Source organism: Pedobacter lusitanus (assembly GCF_040026395.1).
In the GTDB taxonomy this organism is placed as follows: Bacteria; Bacteroidota; Bacteroidia; order Sphingobacteriales; family Sphingobacteriaceae; genus Pedobacter; species Pedobacter lusitanus.
On sequence record NZ_CP157278.1, the window covers coordinates 710,949 to 727,102 of the forward strand.

The following is a 16,154-nucleotide window of genomic DNA, read 5'->3' on the forward strand; positions in this document are numbered from 1 at the left end:
TTTAGGATGTTGAAATTATAACGCGTTTAAAATAATTCTCAATCAATGAATAATCAGCAGCCAAAAGATCTTTATAAAATTATCACTTCAGTTATCCTGTACACATTTGGGTTGGTGATCTTACTTTGGTTCCTTTACCAGATTATGAGTGTTTTTATCCTATTCATTTTCGCAATTGTGCTGGGGCTGATTATTAACCAGCCTGTAAGCAGGCTGGAGAAAAAAGGGATGAAACGCTGGCTGGCTGCACTGATCATTTTGGGAAGTATTTTTATTGCCTCCGCATTATTGGGGTTTTTAATCGTACCACATATCAGCGAACAGATAGATACACTAGTGGGAAATCTGCCTGGTTATTATGAGAGTGTTTCTAATCATATTTCTCATATCCTGATGAAGTATCCGGAGCTTAGCAAAGAGTTACAGCAAGATGGAATGTCGATTTCTGCCGCAGTTCCTTCACTGGATAAAACAGTTCTGGGTTTAGGGAGCATCTCTTTCACAGTAATTGGCGGTATATTTTTATTTATTGTTTTTATATCCATGATTATATTCTTTGTAGGAAACCCAAGACCTGTAATTCAGATGTATCTTTCCGTATTTGATCCGGAAAAACGCCCAAAAGCAGAAAGAGCATTGCAACACACTTCAGTCATGCTGGGCGGATGGATGAAATCGAATCTGATCGGGGGTATCATACAGGCGGTGCTGGTTTATATATTTTTAACTGTTATGCATGTCCCGGGAGCCTTAGTCTGGGCTGCACTGGCTTTTTTCTCAGAGTTAATCCCTAAAATAGGTTTTTACCTCATGGCTATTCCTCCTACCCTTGTTGCTTTATCTGTAAGCCCGGTTACAGCATTCTGGTGTCTTGTTTTTTTCCTGCTTTTAAACGAGCTTATTTCAGATTTTGTGATGCCAAAATTAAGATCTTCAACGATGAACATACATCCGGTATCTTTGCTCTTTTTGCTACTGGCGATGACTACAGCATTCGGCCTAATGGGTGCTTTACTTGCCGCGCCCATGGCAGCAATCATCAAGGCATATTATGAAGAGTTTTATTTGCAGAAATTCGCTGAAGACCCTCAGATGGAACAAAGAATTGATAATATTCTTTATCAGGAATAAATAAGGCTGATCATTTTTAAAATCCGACGTAAAAAATTAACCATAATGATGAATTACACCTATAAATATATTTATATAAAAATATATTTATAGGTTTGTATTAACTATGTCCGGATTCAGTCATCTTACTGATAACGAATTGACAAACCTTTTAAAGGAGGGGAATAGTTATGCCTATACTGAGATCTTTGAACGCTACTCAGAAGTTCTGTTAAGACATGCTTATCGTTTCCTTTCCGTGCATGATGAAGCTAATGATGTTGTGCAGGATGTTTTTCTTTTGCTATGGGTAAAAAAGGAAGATATTGTATTTCAGACTTCGCTTTCTGCCTATTTATATGCTTCGGTCAGGAACCGTATATTTGATATGATTTCCCATCAAAAGGTTGTTTCACGATACATTGAATCAGTTAGTAACTTTATGGATCAGGATTATAGTGTAACTGATTATCAGGTGAGGGAAAAAATGTTGGCAGTTCTTATTGAAAAAGAAATTCAGGCCTTACCGGAAAAAATGCGCCAAATATTCCTGTTAAGCAGAAAGGAAGAGCTGAGTTATAAAGAAATTGCTGAGCAGCTTAATATTACTGATCAGACAGCCAGGCAGCAGGTATACAATGCAGTCCGCAAATTGAAGCTGAAAATCAGTTCCTTACTTAGTATTATTCCTTTTGTATAACACTTCATTAACATAGTATTAAAAATTATTTAAACTTTTTTTAACATTCATCTATGACGGAGATTATACTTAGCCGTCTTAGCAGTATAAAAAGCAAATATGTCTTTTACATTGCGGAGCTATGGATAAACAGGAGATTATCGAATTGTTAAAAAAATATAAAGCAGGTACACTTAGTGCGGAGCATAAAGCAAAACTCGAAACCTGGTATATCAACCAGGGCTCAAAAAATAATACTGAACCTGATGAGGAAACTATTGAGGAAAGCATACAGTATCTGCGTAGTCAATTGCCATTAAAATATAATGTTATATCAAAATTTTCATGGTTACATATTGCTGCTGCTGCAATGATAATTGCTTCTGTTGGGACTGGCCTGTATTTTTATAACCGAACAAATCTTAAATCGTCTCTGATATCAGCTACCAATACAGTCATACCAGGCAGCAATAAAGCCTATCTTACTTTATCAAACGGTAAACGGATAATTTTAAACGAATCTGCCAACGGAGAACTGGCAGTACAGGCAGGTATAAAGATAACCAAAACCGCTGATGGCCAACTTGTTTATGATGTTTCTTCTTCCGGGGCATCCGCCAAAACTGAAAATAATTACAATACGATTGAAACTCCCAGAGGTGGTCAATATCAGATTATTCTGCCCGACGGAACCAAAGTATGGCTTAACGCCGCTTCTTCTTTAAAGTATCCGATACAGTTTGCCATGAAGGAACGTAAAGTTGAGCTTAGCGGCGAAGCCTACTTTGAAGTATCAAAAAATAAAATAAAACCTTTTATTGTAATGACGGATAAACAGCAGGTGGAAGTTTTAGGTACTCATTTTAATATCAAAAGTTATAAGGAAGAAGGAAATACCAGCACTACTTTACTGGAAGGTTCTGTTCGGGTAACACCTGGTTCTTTTGAAGGTAATCGGATAAGCTTATCCAAAGATAATGCCGTAGTACTGAAACCTGATCAGCAATCGGTACTGATCAACAGTAACCTGAAAATAAGGGAGGCTGATACCGAGGAAGCGGTGTCCTGGAAAAACGGATATTTTAAGTTTAACGACGAAAACATAAAGACTGTAATGTTAAAAATCAGTAGGTGGTATAATGTTGACGTTCATTATCAGGGCAGAATTTCTGATGAAGAGTATAGGGGGACAATTTCCCGGTTTAAGAATATCTCAGAAGTGCTGGATTTACTGGAATCTACTAAAACAGTTCATTTTAAAGTTGAAGGAAGGAGGATTACAGTTATGTAATAATAATTACTATAAAAGGTAATCCAAAAAAAATCATCCCGATTGCAGTCGGGATGACTAAAGTCTGGAATTGTCTTAAACTAATCAAATAGATCAGCAAACCGCAATGCCCCTGCCCCATCTTGTTAATGAAAAGGTGCAATGCTTAAAACCAAACTAAACAAATGTACAGTTTTTACACAAAAAAATTATGTGTACCAGCGCGTCACATACATAAATTACTGTTGATTATGAGGTTAACCACCATCATTCTGATCACAGCTATCATGCAGGTAAGTGCAAGTTCTTTTGCACAAAGAATTACACTGTCTGAGAGGAACACATCCTTGTATACTGTTTTTGAAAAAATAAGGATCCAGAGTGGTCTTGACTTTTTATGCACCAAGTCTATGCTGAAGGACACAAAACCTGTTTCTATTACGGTTAAAGACGCTCCGTTGGAAGAGGTATTGAAACAGATATTCCTAGATCAGCCTGTTAGGTATGAAATAAAAAACACTGCTATTGTAGTGTCCAGAAAAGAAAGTTCATCTCTGGAAAATAGATATGCTCTAATCCAGGGGACTTTAAAAGATATAATAGTGACAGGTATAGTATTGGACGAAAAAGGTCAGGCCCTGCCCGGAGCAACCATCAAATTAAAAGAAGATAGCACCAGAATAGCGGCTGTCAGCGGTAGTAATGGTAGGTTTTCGCTCAGGGTTCCTGGCAATTCTGCAATACTGGTAATTTCATATGTGGGTTATAAAACCAGGGAAGTCAGGGTTTCCGGAGCTGATCTGGTTGTGAGAATGGAGCCTGTATCAGGAGAACTGGAAGGAGTTACTGTAGTGAGTACCGGTTATCAGAAGATTCCGAAAGAAAGAGCGACCGGTAGTTTTGAAAAGGTAGATAATCAGTTGTTTAACAGGATTACAAGTACAGATATAATTTCAAGACTTAATGGAACAGTTCCAGCCTTATATAATAATCTCACAGTTGCGAAACTACCCAACGGTTCGGATCCAGTTGCCAACTTAACAATTCGCGGTCTTAGTAGTCTGTCTGGTGCAAGGCCATTAGTTGTACTCGATAATATTGCTTATGAAGGAGATGTCAACAATATTAATCCAAACGACGTAGAAGATATTACCATACTTAAAGATGCTGCCGCCGCTTCAATCTGGGGTGCAAGAGCCGGTAACGGGGTTATAGTTATTACTACAAAAAAAGGACGGTATGATAAACCATTGAATGTTTCTTTCAATACAAATTTCACTGTATCAGCAAAACCAGATTTGTTTTACATTCCTCAAATTACCAGTTCTGATTTTATTGATGTAGAAAAGTTCTTATATGCACAGCATTTTTATGATGATAAGATCAGTAATACAAGCCCATATCCGGCGTTTGTTACTCCGGTAGTTAGTATTCTTGCCAAACAAACTGCTGGCACAATAACAAATGCACAAGCTAATGCACAGATAGATGCATTACGTCAGTATGATGTGAGAAATGATTATAAAAGATCTGTTTACAGAAATCAATTTAACCAACAATATGCTTTAAGTCTTAGTGGTGGTACGAAGCAGTCTAATTATTTTATTTCTGGTGGATTTGATCATAATTTAAATAGCCTTGTGACTTCTAAGTATGATAGAGTCACCTTGCGCTCGGACTATAATTTTAAACCATTCAAGGGACTTGAAGTACAAACTGGCTTATTGTTTACACAAACCAGGACACGTGATATTGCAGGTAACAGTACCATAGATTATAGAGCCGGATTCTTATCAGCTATTTACCCTTATGCAAGATTAACCGATGACCAGGGGAACCCAGCAGAGCCAGGTTATATTTATAATCTGGATTATTTGAATAGTTTAAACAGTAACCCTAATCTATTGAATTGGCACTACAAACCATTAGAAGATATAAATAAATCATCTAATCAAAGTAAAAGTGAGGATGTGATTTTTAACCTGGGAACAACCTACACCATAAATCCCATCTTTTCTACAGATATAAAATATCAATATCAAACAACAAATACTAATGCAGCTAGTATTTATGATGCCGACTCTTATTTTGTCAGAGATAGAATTAACATTTTCACTAACCCTGTTAATTTCAGCAGAGCAATACCAACAGGAGGAATTTACACACCAGTACATGGCAGAACCACGGCACAAATTCTTCGTGGTCAGTTTAATGCAAATAAAACTTGGAATAATAAACATCAATTGGTGGCTATCGCCGGAGCTGAAGTCAGGGAAAACTATGGAGAAGTCAATAATGAAGGTGTTCATTATGGGTACAATCCCAATACAAAAACATTTTCAACTGTTGACTATTTAAATACGCAAATTCCTTTATATTATGGTGGCACCGGTCAAATACCGTACGGAGCATCATTTGGAAGTTCTGACAACAGATTTACGTCAATATTTGCAAATGCATCTTATACTTATAATAATCGTTATGTTATATCTGCCAGTGCCAGAAAAGATGCATCAAACGTTTTTGGAACTGTCACTAACAGAAAAGGCAATCCATTATGGTCTGCTGGTGCGAGCTGGAATATCTCCAATGAACCTTTTTACAAGTCCGAATTATTACCTTATTTAAAATTCAGGACTACTTATGGATTTAGTGGAAATACAATTACTGGCGTTCCTGCTTTCGCTGTTATTAATCAAGGCGTTAGCACACTTACCCAATTACCTTATGCCAGAGGTACAAATCTCCCAAATCCGGACTTACGCTGGGAAAAAGTTAGAATGTTAAACTTTGGACTGGATTTTAGTTCAAAAAATAACAGATTAAGCGGTAGCATTGAATACTATGATAAACGTTCTACGGATATCCTTGCCGATGCACCTGTCGATCCAACAACAGGGTTTACTTCTCAGACTTATAACACTGCAAATCTGCATGGTAAGGGAGTAGATCTTCGTTTAAACTCCATCAACTTAAAATCAGGTTATTTTCAATGGAACAGTGCTTTTAATTTCAGTTATAATAGAAGCATTGTAACACGATACTTGCTACAGCAATCAAATGCCTCCACTTACGTGATATTGGCCGGAACTATAAATCCAATAGAGGGTAAAGATGCTTATGCCGTTTTTGCATATCCTTCTGCCGGACTTGATCCTGCTAATGGAGACCCGCGTGGTTACATCAATGGTCAGGTCAGTAAAGATTACGAGGCAATTTTCAACGGAAAAGTATCTGATTTACAATATTTTGGCTCCGCTATCCCTTTGTATTTCGGGAATCTTAGAAATGAATTTGTATACCGTAATTTTAGTCTGTCAGCTAATATTAGTTATAAATTTGATTATTTCATTAAAAGACAGGGATTGAGTTATACTAATCTTTATTTTGCTAATTATGGAGATGCAGAATTTTCCAACCACTGGCAGAAACCCGGAGATGAGACTAGAACAAATGTACCTTCAATGATTTATCCAGCTGATCCAAACCGGGATAATTTTTATAATTATTCTGCCGCAGTAATTGAAAAAGGTGATCACATACGTCTACAGGATATTACAGCTGGGTATACCATCAAAAAAATTAAAGGACTACAAAATTGTAAAATTTATGCCAATGTTAGCAATATTGGAATCATCTGGCGTGCAAATAAAAAAGGAATCGACCCAGATATATCCTCTGGATACCCTTCACCCCGCACTATTTCATTTGGATTAAGCACTAACTTTTAAACTAATGATCATGAATATAAATTATATAAAACAGTCAGCATCTGTAATCCTGTTTGTGTTTATTATCACCTTAAATTATTCCTGTAAGAAATTTTTGGATGCAAAACCAACAAGTAATATCTCAAAAATATCTGTTTCTGATTTACAGGGCCTTTTAGATGATTATGATACCATGAATACGAATTACCCTTGTGATGGCGAAATTTCATCAGATAATTATTTTTTACTTGATGCAAACTTCAATACATTATCTGTACCAGATGAGCAAAATTTATATCTCTGGAAAACTGACGCACAAAGAACTGCACCAGGAAGTGTTGTTGGATATTGGTCTAATCCATATAAAATTGTTTATAATGCTAATCTCATCTTAGAAACACTAAACACACCTGAAGCAGGTACACTTGATCAGCAAACTTTTAATAATCTTAAAGGTTCTGCATTATTCTATAGGGCGTATGTTTATTTCCAGTTAGCTCAATTGTATACAAAACCATATAATGCAAATACAGCGGGACAGGATCTGGGTATACCAATTCGCATTACTACAGCAGTGGAAGATAAATATGATCGTGGTACAGTTCAAAAGACATATGAGAGAATAATTGCAGATTATCAGGATGCTATTGCATTATTACCTGCTACAAGTACAATTAAAACCAGGCCAAACAGAGCTGCTGCTTATGCAGGATTGGCCAGAACATACCTGGCTATGGAAGATTATGTGAATGCTGGCAAAATGGCCGATGAATGCCTGAAGTTATATTCAACTTTGATGGATTATAATTCACCAGCGATTAGTAAAACCTCCTTAACTCCTTTTTCACGTTTTAATAGTGAAGTAATTTTCCAAACGCTAACTATTTCCAGCGGTCCATTAACACCAAGCAGAGCTAAAGTAAATACAGATTTATACAATTCTTATTCTACTCAGGATCTCCGGAAACAAGTTTTCTTTAAAACAGCTACCGGAGGATTCAGATTCACTGGTAACTATGAGCCTGTTACCATTTCCACCTTCTTCAACGGATTAGCTACAGACGAAGTCTATTTGATACGTGCGGAAAGTTATGCAAGAGCAGGAAATACTACACTTGCCATGGCAGATTTAAATACTTTATTGAGATTTCGATATGCAAGCCCCTATACCAATATGACAGCAATTAATGCTGACGATGCTTTGACTAAGATTCTTCAAGAACGTAGAAAGGAATTATTATTTAGATCTATAAGATGGTCAGATTTGCGAAGGCTAAACAAAGACACCAGATTTCAAACAACATTGAGCCGCACTAATAATGGTACTACCTATGTATTACCTCCAAACGATCTGCGTTACGTACTGTTGATACCTCAAGGAGTTATCAACACAACTGGCTATCCACAAAATCCACGTTAACTATATAAAACATCACCAAGACTAATCTGGATTAATTATGCAATCATCATTAAAACTAATTTTAATTTTCACACATCTGAGCATATGTGCTTTTTCTCAACAGAAGAATATACATTCTCCTGTTAATCTTAAGGTCGGAGATCTTGTTCCTGAAATTCTGGTGACTAAAATTATAAATAATAATAAGTCTTCCGTAAAAACTTCAGAATTTAAAAACCAGCTGTTATTGATTGATTTTTGGGCGACAACCTGCGGTGCTTGTGTCGAAGCGCTACCTAAAATGGATTCTTTACAGAGAAAATTCGGACATCTCATTAAAATATTACCAGTAAATTATGAATCTGTTAGTGTAGTAACGAAATTTTTAAATAAAAAAGGTTATGCACTGCCTTCAGTTGCAGAAGATAAGACTTTATCAAGATGGTTCAGACATCGGACTTTGCCACATGAAGTCTGGATTTACAAAAATAGAGTAATTGGAATTACTGATGGGCAATATGTTGACTCTAAAAATATTCAAAGAATTTTAAATGGAGAGACCATTGACTGGCCAGTAAAAGATGACTACTTAATATATGACTATTCAAAACCTATATTAAATAAAGCGAGGCAGGAAACAGAGCTAAAAAGCTCTCATGCCCTTACCTATACTGCAGTTACCGGATATCAAACTGGAGCAACACCAAAAATAGCAGTAGTCATTGATTCTATAAATAAAACAAGGAGAAATTATATATTAAATTACTCAATACTTAGAGCTTACCAAGCTTTATGGAGCGAACTTATACATATTGATCAAATTCCCAGTTCCTTAAGTGGAGGTGCCGGGAATTTTGGTGGCATTACACCGACACAACTTAAACTAGAGGTGAAAAAACCCGATTTATATATATATAATGACAAAAATTATCGTGAAGAATGGAATCGCAAAAATTTCATATCATATGAATGCTTATCTGCTGATATAAATCTGGAGAAGAAAAAACAATATCAGCAAATGATAAAAGATCTGGACCGACTTCTTAATTTACAAGGCAGATGGGAAAAGCGTAAGATAAAATGTTTGTCATTAGTTAAAACGACATTAACAGATCTACCAAAACCTCTAAATGAACAAACTGAATTCATTGTTGATCAACCAGTAAAAAAACTAAGAAATTTTTCCCTGACTAATCTGGTTTACTGGATGAATAGTATCTTTGGTAACCCACCTGTTTTTGATAACACCAATTATCAAAACATGGTTGATTTAGACTTAAAAGCTTCCTGGAATGACATTCCTAGTATAAAAAGAGAGCTTCAGCGGTATGGATTAGATTTTAAAGAAGAAGAAAAAGAAATAGATTTATTCATTCTTTCCGAAAAATAAATTTCATCCGTATACCAATTGGTATACGGATGAAATTTCAATTAATTATGGTGTAGGACGTAATACGGTAACACCTGGCGTAATCTGACCATTATTAGCATTTGCAATTGCAGCTTTCAGGGAATCAGTGATTACTGGCTTTGGAGGAGTAGTCGCCGTTGAATTAGCATAAATCCCACATAACGAATCTCCCGAGCAGGAAGGTACATCTGTTGATAAAGAATAACTGTTTGGATCATTAACTGCTCCTGGATAATTATAAGTGAACCATGGCATAATCTTAACGCTTTTATAAATCAAAAAGCATAAACTTTATTTTATTACCTACTCTATTACAGGATTTTCGGTTTCCCCCTTTAAATAACATTACTAAATTAACCGATAATAACTCTGGTAACTAGGGTCATACACCCCGTAATTAATTTAGTTTCTATTATCGAATTTGCCGTAAAAGCGTAACACCTTTAGTGATTTTACCTTTCATAGCTCTTTTAATTGCTTTCTTCAATTCGGGCGTTAATTCTGGACATGCAGGAATACAATCAGGTATACTATCTGCATAGATAGCACATAGAGTCATCCCGTCACATTGAGGTGTCCCCTTGACTAAAAAATAACTTGTCACTTCTAATGGATCTTCAGGAAACTTATAAATAAACCACGGCATAACCTTAGCGCTTTTATAAATCAAAAAGCATAAACTTAAATAACTCTGTCACCTACTCTATTTATGGTTTTCGGCAAATCCATTACTGTGTTAAATATGATATACTATAAGTTCCGGCAAGCGCTATCATTGTTAATACAAGATTTACCAAAAAATGCTCCTTCCAACTCAATTTCGAGAACAACTTACCACAAGGACACAAATGAAGTTTATAAAAATTAAAAGCGGCGCCTCCAATATAAATTGTAAAAACCAGCATCAGCAAAAACGAGATATACATCCCTAATAATCGTGTTTGATCAAATAACAACAGGAACATGACTCCAATCTCAAAAAGAGGCAATAACACAAACAGAATATTTGACAGCCACATTGGAATTATCTGACTTAACATTACATATCTGAATCGCTTCAGATTTAAAAACTTTGGAAACGATACATAAGCCCAAAGCAGGATAAATAAACCTGTAATCACATTTGTTATAATTGTAAGCTTCATAATTATCAACTCCTTGTTGTACAATAGAAAGTTCGGGACAAACGAGAATATTTACTAGGGTCAGAAGTCTCATAATAATTAGCAAACCGCAAAAAAAAGGCCGGGTAATCCAATTGGATTACCCGGCCTTTTAACAGTGTGCTGGAATAAAAACCAGCATACTAAAATATTAAATAAACTTAAAGAATGAAGCCTGAGTCATTGCAGATACTAAAGTACCGGTAGCTGCATAAGCAGTGGCTCTGATACCATAAGTTTTACCTGATACCAGGTTCAGCTTACTGAATTTAAGCAGGATAGCACCGCTATAAACCTGCGTATTTGGATAACTGGTATTCTGCAATACATAACTTATAGAATGATTAACTACAAGAGGGGTCGTAGTTGAAGTTACATCATTACCAGACCAGGTTGGAAAGGTAATGGTATCAACAACCTTGGTTCCATCAAGAACCTCCACAACAAATTTCCCTACAGGAACTTTTGCAGTTGCACCAAAGTTCAGCTGCAGGATTGTAGTTGAACTAAAAGGACTGCTTTGCTGATAGCCTAAACTGCTCAGTTGCAGGTTAGGTAACTTTGGCTCTATACCTTCGATATCTGCTTTCTTGGTGCAGGAAAATAGAGTTAAGGCTAAAAGTGAAGTTAAAGCGATACTGATATATTTTTTCATTAGTTATATTTTTAAAATGATGATGATGTTATCGTGATAATCTCATCTTATTTATTTTACTGATCTGATTAAAAAATGTATTTAGCTCCAATCAGCAGGCTCCACGTTGTATTCGAAGTTGCGTTCTGGAAAGGTTGATTAACAAGTTTTCCATTAAACTGACGAAGTGTGTATGAAGGTACTCCGTTTGCATCAATACCACTAAGTGTAAGTGGACTGTTCGTCGTATTAAACTGTCTGATACCCCAGTTTTTGCTTAATAAGTTTGGTAAGTTGATGACTACTGCGCTTAACTGTAAAGTGTGTTTTGTATTACCCGACTGGAAATAAAAGTCCTGAAGAATATTTGCATCAACACGGTTATACCATGGTGAAAATGCAGCATTTCTATCTGCATACTGACCTCTGTGTTTGTTCAGGTAAGGTGAGTTGCTGATAAACTGCTCTAAGGCTGCAGATTGCTGCTGAGCAGTATAGGTATAACCTACCCCGTTAACTGTAGTAGAGAAAGGTACGAAATTCACATCCGAACCTCTTTTTGGAATGTACATTAAATCTGAAGATGCATTACCATCACCATTTAAATCGCCGTTAACAATGTAACTGAATGGGTTGCTTCCTGCCTGTCCTTCGTAGAAAAGACCAATTGTTGTAGCACCATGTTTTAAGTAGTTAAACTTGTAAGATGCGTTAACAACAATACGGTGTGGTACATAGTTACCAGAATTTCTCAATTCTACATCATTGGTTGAGCCTACGTTAGCAGTAGCTGCCCAGACCTGTGCAGCAGTAGAACCAGCAGTAGAAAATGCTTCTTTTGATTTGGTGTAGGTATATGCTGCAGAAGCAGTAAAACCATTAAAGAAGTTTTTAGTCAGCTGTGCTGTTAAAGCAGAAGAATAACCTTCGTTTGTATTTTCAAGAACGATTACTGAACCAATGTTAGGATAAATAGATCTGTCGATATTCTGAACGCCAACATTTCCGTTTGAAACATTTCCTGTACCTACATAGCGAACTCTGGAAAAGTCACCTTCATTAATTACTCCTGTAGGCGATTTCAGGTTCGCATTTCTCATCCGTGTTCCGTTAATATCCTTAGTATAAATAGCTTCAAAAGTAGCAGCAAAACCATTACCCAGATTTTTCTCAATAGCTAAATCAGCTCTGAAAACCTGAGGAAATTTGTAGTTCTTGTCAATTACCACTGTTGAGTTTTGTAAAGATGTTCCTGCTGTTTGCGGGAACAGACTAGCATACTCAGAAGGATCAGCTTTTAATGTGATATTCTTTAATTGTTCTGCTGTAGCCACTCCGCCAAAATTATACATGGCACTGTTACTTGGGCTATTGGTTAAGAATACATAAGGAATACGGCCTGTAAATATACCCATACCTCCACGGATCACCAATGATTTGTCTTCCAGCAAACTCGCTCTGAAACCAACTCTTGGAGAAAGTAATATTCTTGATTTAGGGAATTTACCGGTATTGTAACTGGTCATATTTCCATTTGCGTCCGGTAACTGTAATGCTGTGATCTGAGGGTTTTCTACAGGATCTTTCATATACATCCCTTTATCAGCACGTAATCCGAAAGTTACTTTGAAGTTATCATTCACGTTATTCTCATCCTGAGCATATAAACTGATTGTCCCGATTTTCAGATCGGCAGAGAATACCTGATCAACTCCTGGAATCAGTGATTGATTATAAGTGAATTGAATTGGTGCTCTGTCATTCAAAAAGTCGTTCAGTGAGTTGTAGATGTAAGAACCTGCAGCACCTGGCATAAATGAGTTGCCAATTTTTTGAAATTCATAGTTCACACCAGCTGTAAACGTATGTTTACCGGCATAATAAGTAATGTTATCATATAAACTTACTGTATTATCAATAATCTCATTGTATTTTGTATTCGGGTCAGAACCAGCAGAAATGTAATTATCACCTGCTCCGTTAAAAATATCAATGGTTGGGAATATACCACCTTTCGAAGTACGGGGATTACCATATTTCTTAAAGGTCAGTAACAACTGGTTAGATAATTTTGAATTGATTGTACTGTTTAATTCTGCAGTACCTGTGCTTACCTTATTCAGAAAACCATAGTTAGAATTCTCAAAGCCCATAGATTTCAGACCAAAACGACCGTTTGGTAGTCCACCATTTGCGCGTGTAACTGGTACACCGCCGATACCGGTAAAGGTATATGAACCATTGTTAGGTGTACCGGTTGAGTTGATAATCTGATCAGCAGTTGCGTGTAAATAACTGTATTTTACACTCAGCTTATTTTTATCATTGATATTCCAGTCCAGTTTTAATAAGACTTTTGTATTCTTGTTTTGAAATGACGGGAAATTGTCATAAACACCGGTTTTGTAACCAAATTTTGTATCTAAATAATTAGAAACAGCTTCTAAATCTGCAACCGGAGTGGCTGATTTATTCGCCCCACCTGCTCCGGTCGGCGAGAAATTAACACCTGGAGAAGTAGAAATATCTCTTTCAACGTTAGTAAAGAAGAATAATTTATTTTTAATAATCGGACCACCTAGAGTAAATCCGTAAGTTTTTGTGCTCGCCTTAGCTACAGCACCACTGATATCATTCTCACCAATTTTTGTTCCGTTGAAAGACTGATCTTTGTAATAACCATATCCCGAACCATGGAAAGTATTGGTTCCACTTTTAGTTGTTGCATAAACACCTGCTCCGGTAAAACCTGATTGTTTAACGTCGAATGGAGCAATATTAATAGAAAGCTCGTCATATGCCTCAATTGAAATAGGCTGAGCTCCGCCACCAGGAAGTAAGTCTGATGAGGTACCAAAAGTGTTATTTAAGTTGGCACCATCTACAGTTATACTGTTTGAACGGCTATCACGACCAGCAAAGTTCGTTCCGCTTGCCTGTGGTGTTAAACGCGTAAAGTCTGTAATACTTCTTGAAAATGATGGTAAAGTAGCCAATGCTGTAGCGTTAATGTTGGTGCTGGCACCTGATTTTGCTGTAACGATACGTTTTGTACCTCTGATAGATACAGCTTTTAATTCAACTCCACCATCAGATAATACAGCATTTAAAATAAATGGCTGTCCAAGTTGAAGCACAACATCTGTAGTCACACTTTTATTGAAGCCGATGTAGCTTACTTCAATTGTATAAGGTCCGCCGATACGCATACCAGGCAGATTAAACAAGCCGTCTTTATTGGCAACTGCCGAATAAGAAGTCCCTGAAGGACCATGAACAGCTCTTATTGATGCACCAGGAAGCGGGCCATGTTTGGCATCTTTAACACTTCCGGATACACTACTTGAGGTTACCTGTGCAAAGGTAACAGCGGTAGTAAACAGGAAAAATAAAAAAATGAGTAAAGATTTTCTCATAGTTGTTGTTTTTTGTTTGAAAGTAAAATTTAAGAATTTGTTTCGAGGCGCAAAAATAGATTATCCTGTCAGAACCAAGATTAAATTAATGTTAATAATATCCTGAATATTATGAAATGATTAAAATATGACTAAACGATGTCATTACGGCTTTAATACACAAATAACGAACATTTTACCAATTAAAAGACATCAAATCAATAGAAACACAAGGCATTCAGTCGTTTACACTTAACAATTTCTTAACTCTAAATCGCACATTTAAAGCATTTCAGTCTTGATATCAGGTCATAAAAAAAACCGCCCTTAATGGAACGGTTTAAAATAGACTATAAAAATTTAAGGTTCTTATTAAAGACTCTTAATTGTTATTACTTTATTAACTCTTGCTGCTGTTTCCAGTGCTTTTAAAAATGTTTCAAATAAATCTTCCCCGTCACTGGTATAAAAATAATTAGACAGACTTGTGATATGAGCAGCTATATTGTCTCCCCAGGGTGGCCGTTTTTCAAGGTTCTCTATATCCCATATCACACAGTTTGGTGCATATTCCTTAAACAATTCCCTTATTAAATTAATTTCCTTTAGCGCTTCAGGTATATGTTCAACTTGTAATTCTTTAGCATATAACTCTTTCATTATAAAAGGAAATTTAGTCCCCCAATTGTTATCCTCAAGGTTGTAAGCAATTGAAGAAAAAAAACTGTGTAAAAAGTCACCTGTGCCTATCTTGTAAAATATTGGACCAACTTTTAAACCTACCATAGAAAATTTATTCACGGGGTATTAGAACTATTCTAATTTGCCAAGCATTTGAGCTATAATTGAAATATGCTCTCTTATTTTTACCTTTTGCAAGTTTTCTGCCTTTTCAGACCCACCCATTCCAAGTAGAGGAACATATCCATAACATTCATCAAATTCCAATACACCAAGTCTGACTCTTGCAGATGAATAGTTTTTATTCTTAAAATGATCTGATAAATAACCATCTTCCGTTAAATCCATATCAAAAAACCAGGCCATATCATCACCACTTTCAATTATGCTGTAATTCCCATGTCTGAAATCAACTAATCTTATCGCATCACCAACCCAAACAATAAAGTCACCAAGCCCGGTAACTGCAAAAACTATTTCCTTATTATTTTCAGTATCATAACCTTCATTGAGGACTGGCTGATATAAATCTGGATTTACTATTTTAAGGTATCCATCCATATAAATCCCAAAACCATACTCTTGCCAGAATTTAATCAATTCTGCCGGAAGTTTATCCTTATAACTGTCAACTACCACTTTTGATGGTTTTTCAATAACGTTATAATCAGGGTATTTTGAAAAAAAATCGTTAAACATTTT

12 protein-coding genes are annotated in these 16,154 nt (G+C 36.1%); 6 read left to right on the plus strand and 6 right to left on the minus strand.

Translation table 11 applies throughout. The annotated features are described in order from the left end of the window. The first annotated feature begins 45 nt into the window (after positions 1-45). The 6 genes from PL_RS03235 (at position 46) to PL_RS03260 (ending at position 9,558) form a co-directional block, all read left to right on the plus strand. On the plus strand, positions 46-1,131 hold the full coding sequence (locus PL_RS03235) for an AI-2E family transporter (protein ID WP_041878800.1): 1,086 nt from the start codon (positions 46-48) through the stop codon (positions 1,129-1,131). Between the two features lie 106 nt (positions 1,132-1,237). Next, positions 1,238-1,810 carry an RNA polymerase sigma factor gene (locus PL_RS03240; protein ID WP_041878802.1) on the plus strand — a complete coding sequence of 191 codons (573 nt, stop codon included), beginning with the start codon at positions 1,238-1,240 and terminating at the stop codon, positions 1,808-1,810. A gap of 121 nt (positions 1,811-1,931) precedes the next feature. Further along, the gene (locus PL_RS03245; RefSeq protein WP_041878804.1) at positions 1,932-3,080 is read left to right on the plus strand and encodes a FecR family protein; all 1,149 of its coding nucleotides are present in this window, start codon (positions 1,932-1,934) and stop codon (positions 3,078-3,080) included. A 230-nt stretch (positions 3,081-3,310) separates the two neighbouring features. Next, on the plus strand, positions 3,311-6,790 hold the full coding sequence (locus PL_RS03250) for a SusC/RagA family TonB-linked outer membrane protein (RefSeq protein WP_348620982.1): 3,480 nt from the start codon (positions 3,311-3,313) through the stop codon (positions 6,788-6,790). Positions 6,791-6,800: 10 nt separating this feature from the next. After that, positions 6,801-8,189 carry a RagB/SusD family nutrient uptake outer membrane protein gene (locus PL_RS03255; protein ID WP_041878806.1) on the plus strand — a complete coding sequence of 463 codons (1,389 nt, stop codon included), beginning with the start codon at positions 6,801-6,803 and terminating at the stop codon, positions 8,187-8,189. 37 nt (positions 8,190-8,226) lie between these two features. After that, entirely contained in the window at positions 8,227-9,558 is a 1,332-nt protein-coding gene (locus PL_RS03260; RefSeq protein ID WP_041878808.1) for a TlpA family protein disulfide reductase, read from the plus strand. 45 nt (positions 9,559-9,603) lie between these two features. Here PL_RS03260 and PL_RS03265 read toward each other — a convergent pair whose 3' ends face one another. The 6 genes from PL_RS03265 to PL_RS03285 all read right to left on the minus strand — a co-directional run bounded on the left by PL_RS03265 (position 9,604) and on the right by PL_RS03285 (position 16,151). Continuing rightward, positions 9,604-9,834 carry a hypothetical protein gene (locus tag PL_RS03265; RefSeq protein WP_041878810.1) on the minus strand — a complete coding sequence of 77 codons (231 nt, stop codon included), beginning with the start codon at positions 9,832-9,834 and terminating at the stop codon, positions 9,604-9,606. Between the two features lie 473 nt (positions 9,835-10,307). Then, the gene (locus tag PL_RS25990; protein WP_052496081.1) at positions 10,308-10,724 is read right to left on the minus strand and encodes a MauE/DoxX family redox-associated membrane protein; all 417 of its coding nucleotides are present in this window, start codon (positions 10,722-10,724) and stop codon (positions 10,308-10,310) included. A 169-nt stretch (positions 10,725-10,893) separates the two neighbouring features. Next, positions 10,894-11,397, minus strand: a complete 504-nt coding sequence (locus PL_RS03270; RefSeq protein WP_041878814.1) for a hypothetical protein — start codon at positions 11,395-11,397, stop codon at positions 10,894-10,896. A gap of 68 nt (positions 11,398-11,465) precedes the next feature. Next, positions 11,466-14,792, minus strand: coding sequence for a TonB-dependent receptor (locus PL_RS03275; RefSeq protein ID WP_041878816.1), 3,327 nt, complete (start codon positions 14,790-14,792; stop codon positions 11,466-11,468). A gap of 351 nt (positions 14,793-15,143) precedes the next feature. Then, a complete protein-coding gene (locus PL_RS03280) occupies positions 15,144-15,557 on the minus strand; it encodes an immunity 70 family protein (protein ID WP_348620985.1) in 414 nt (137 codons plus the stop codon). A 27-nt stretch (positions 15,558-15,584) separates the two neighbouring features. Continuing rightward, a complete protein-coding gene (locus PL_RS03285; protein ID WP_041878818.1) occupies positions 15,585-16,151 on the minus strand; it encodes a T6SS immunity protein Tdi1 domain-containing protein in 567 nt (188 codons plus the stop codon). Positions 16,152-16,154 lie beyond the last annotated feature (3 nt).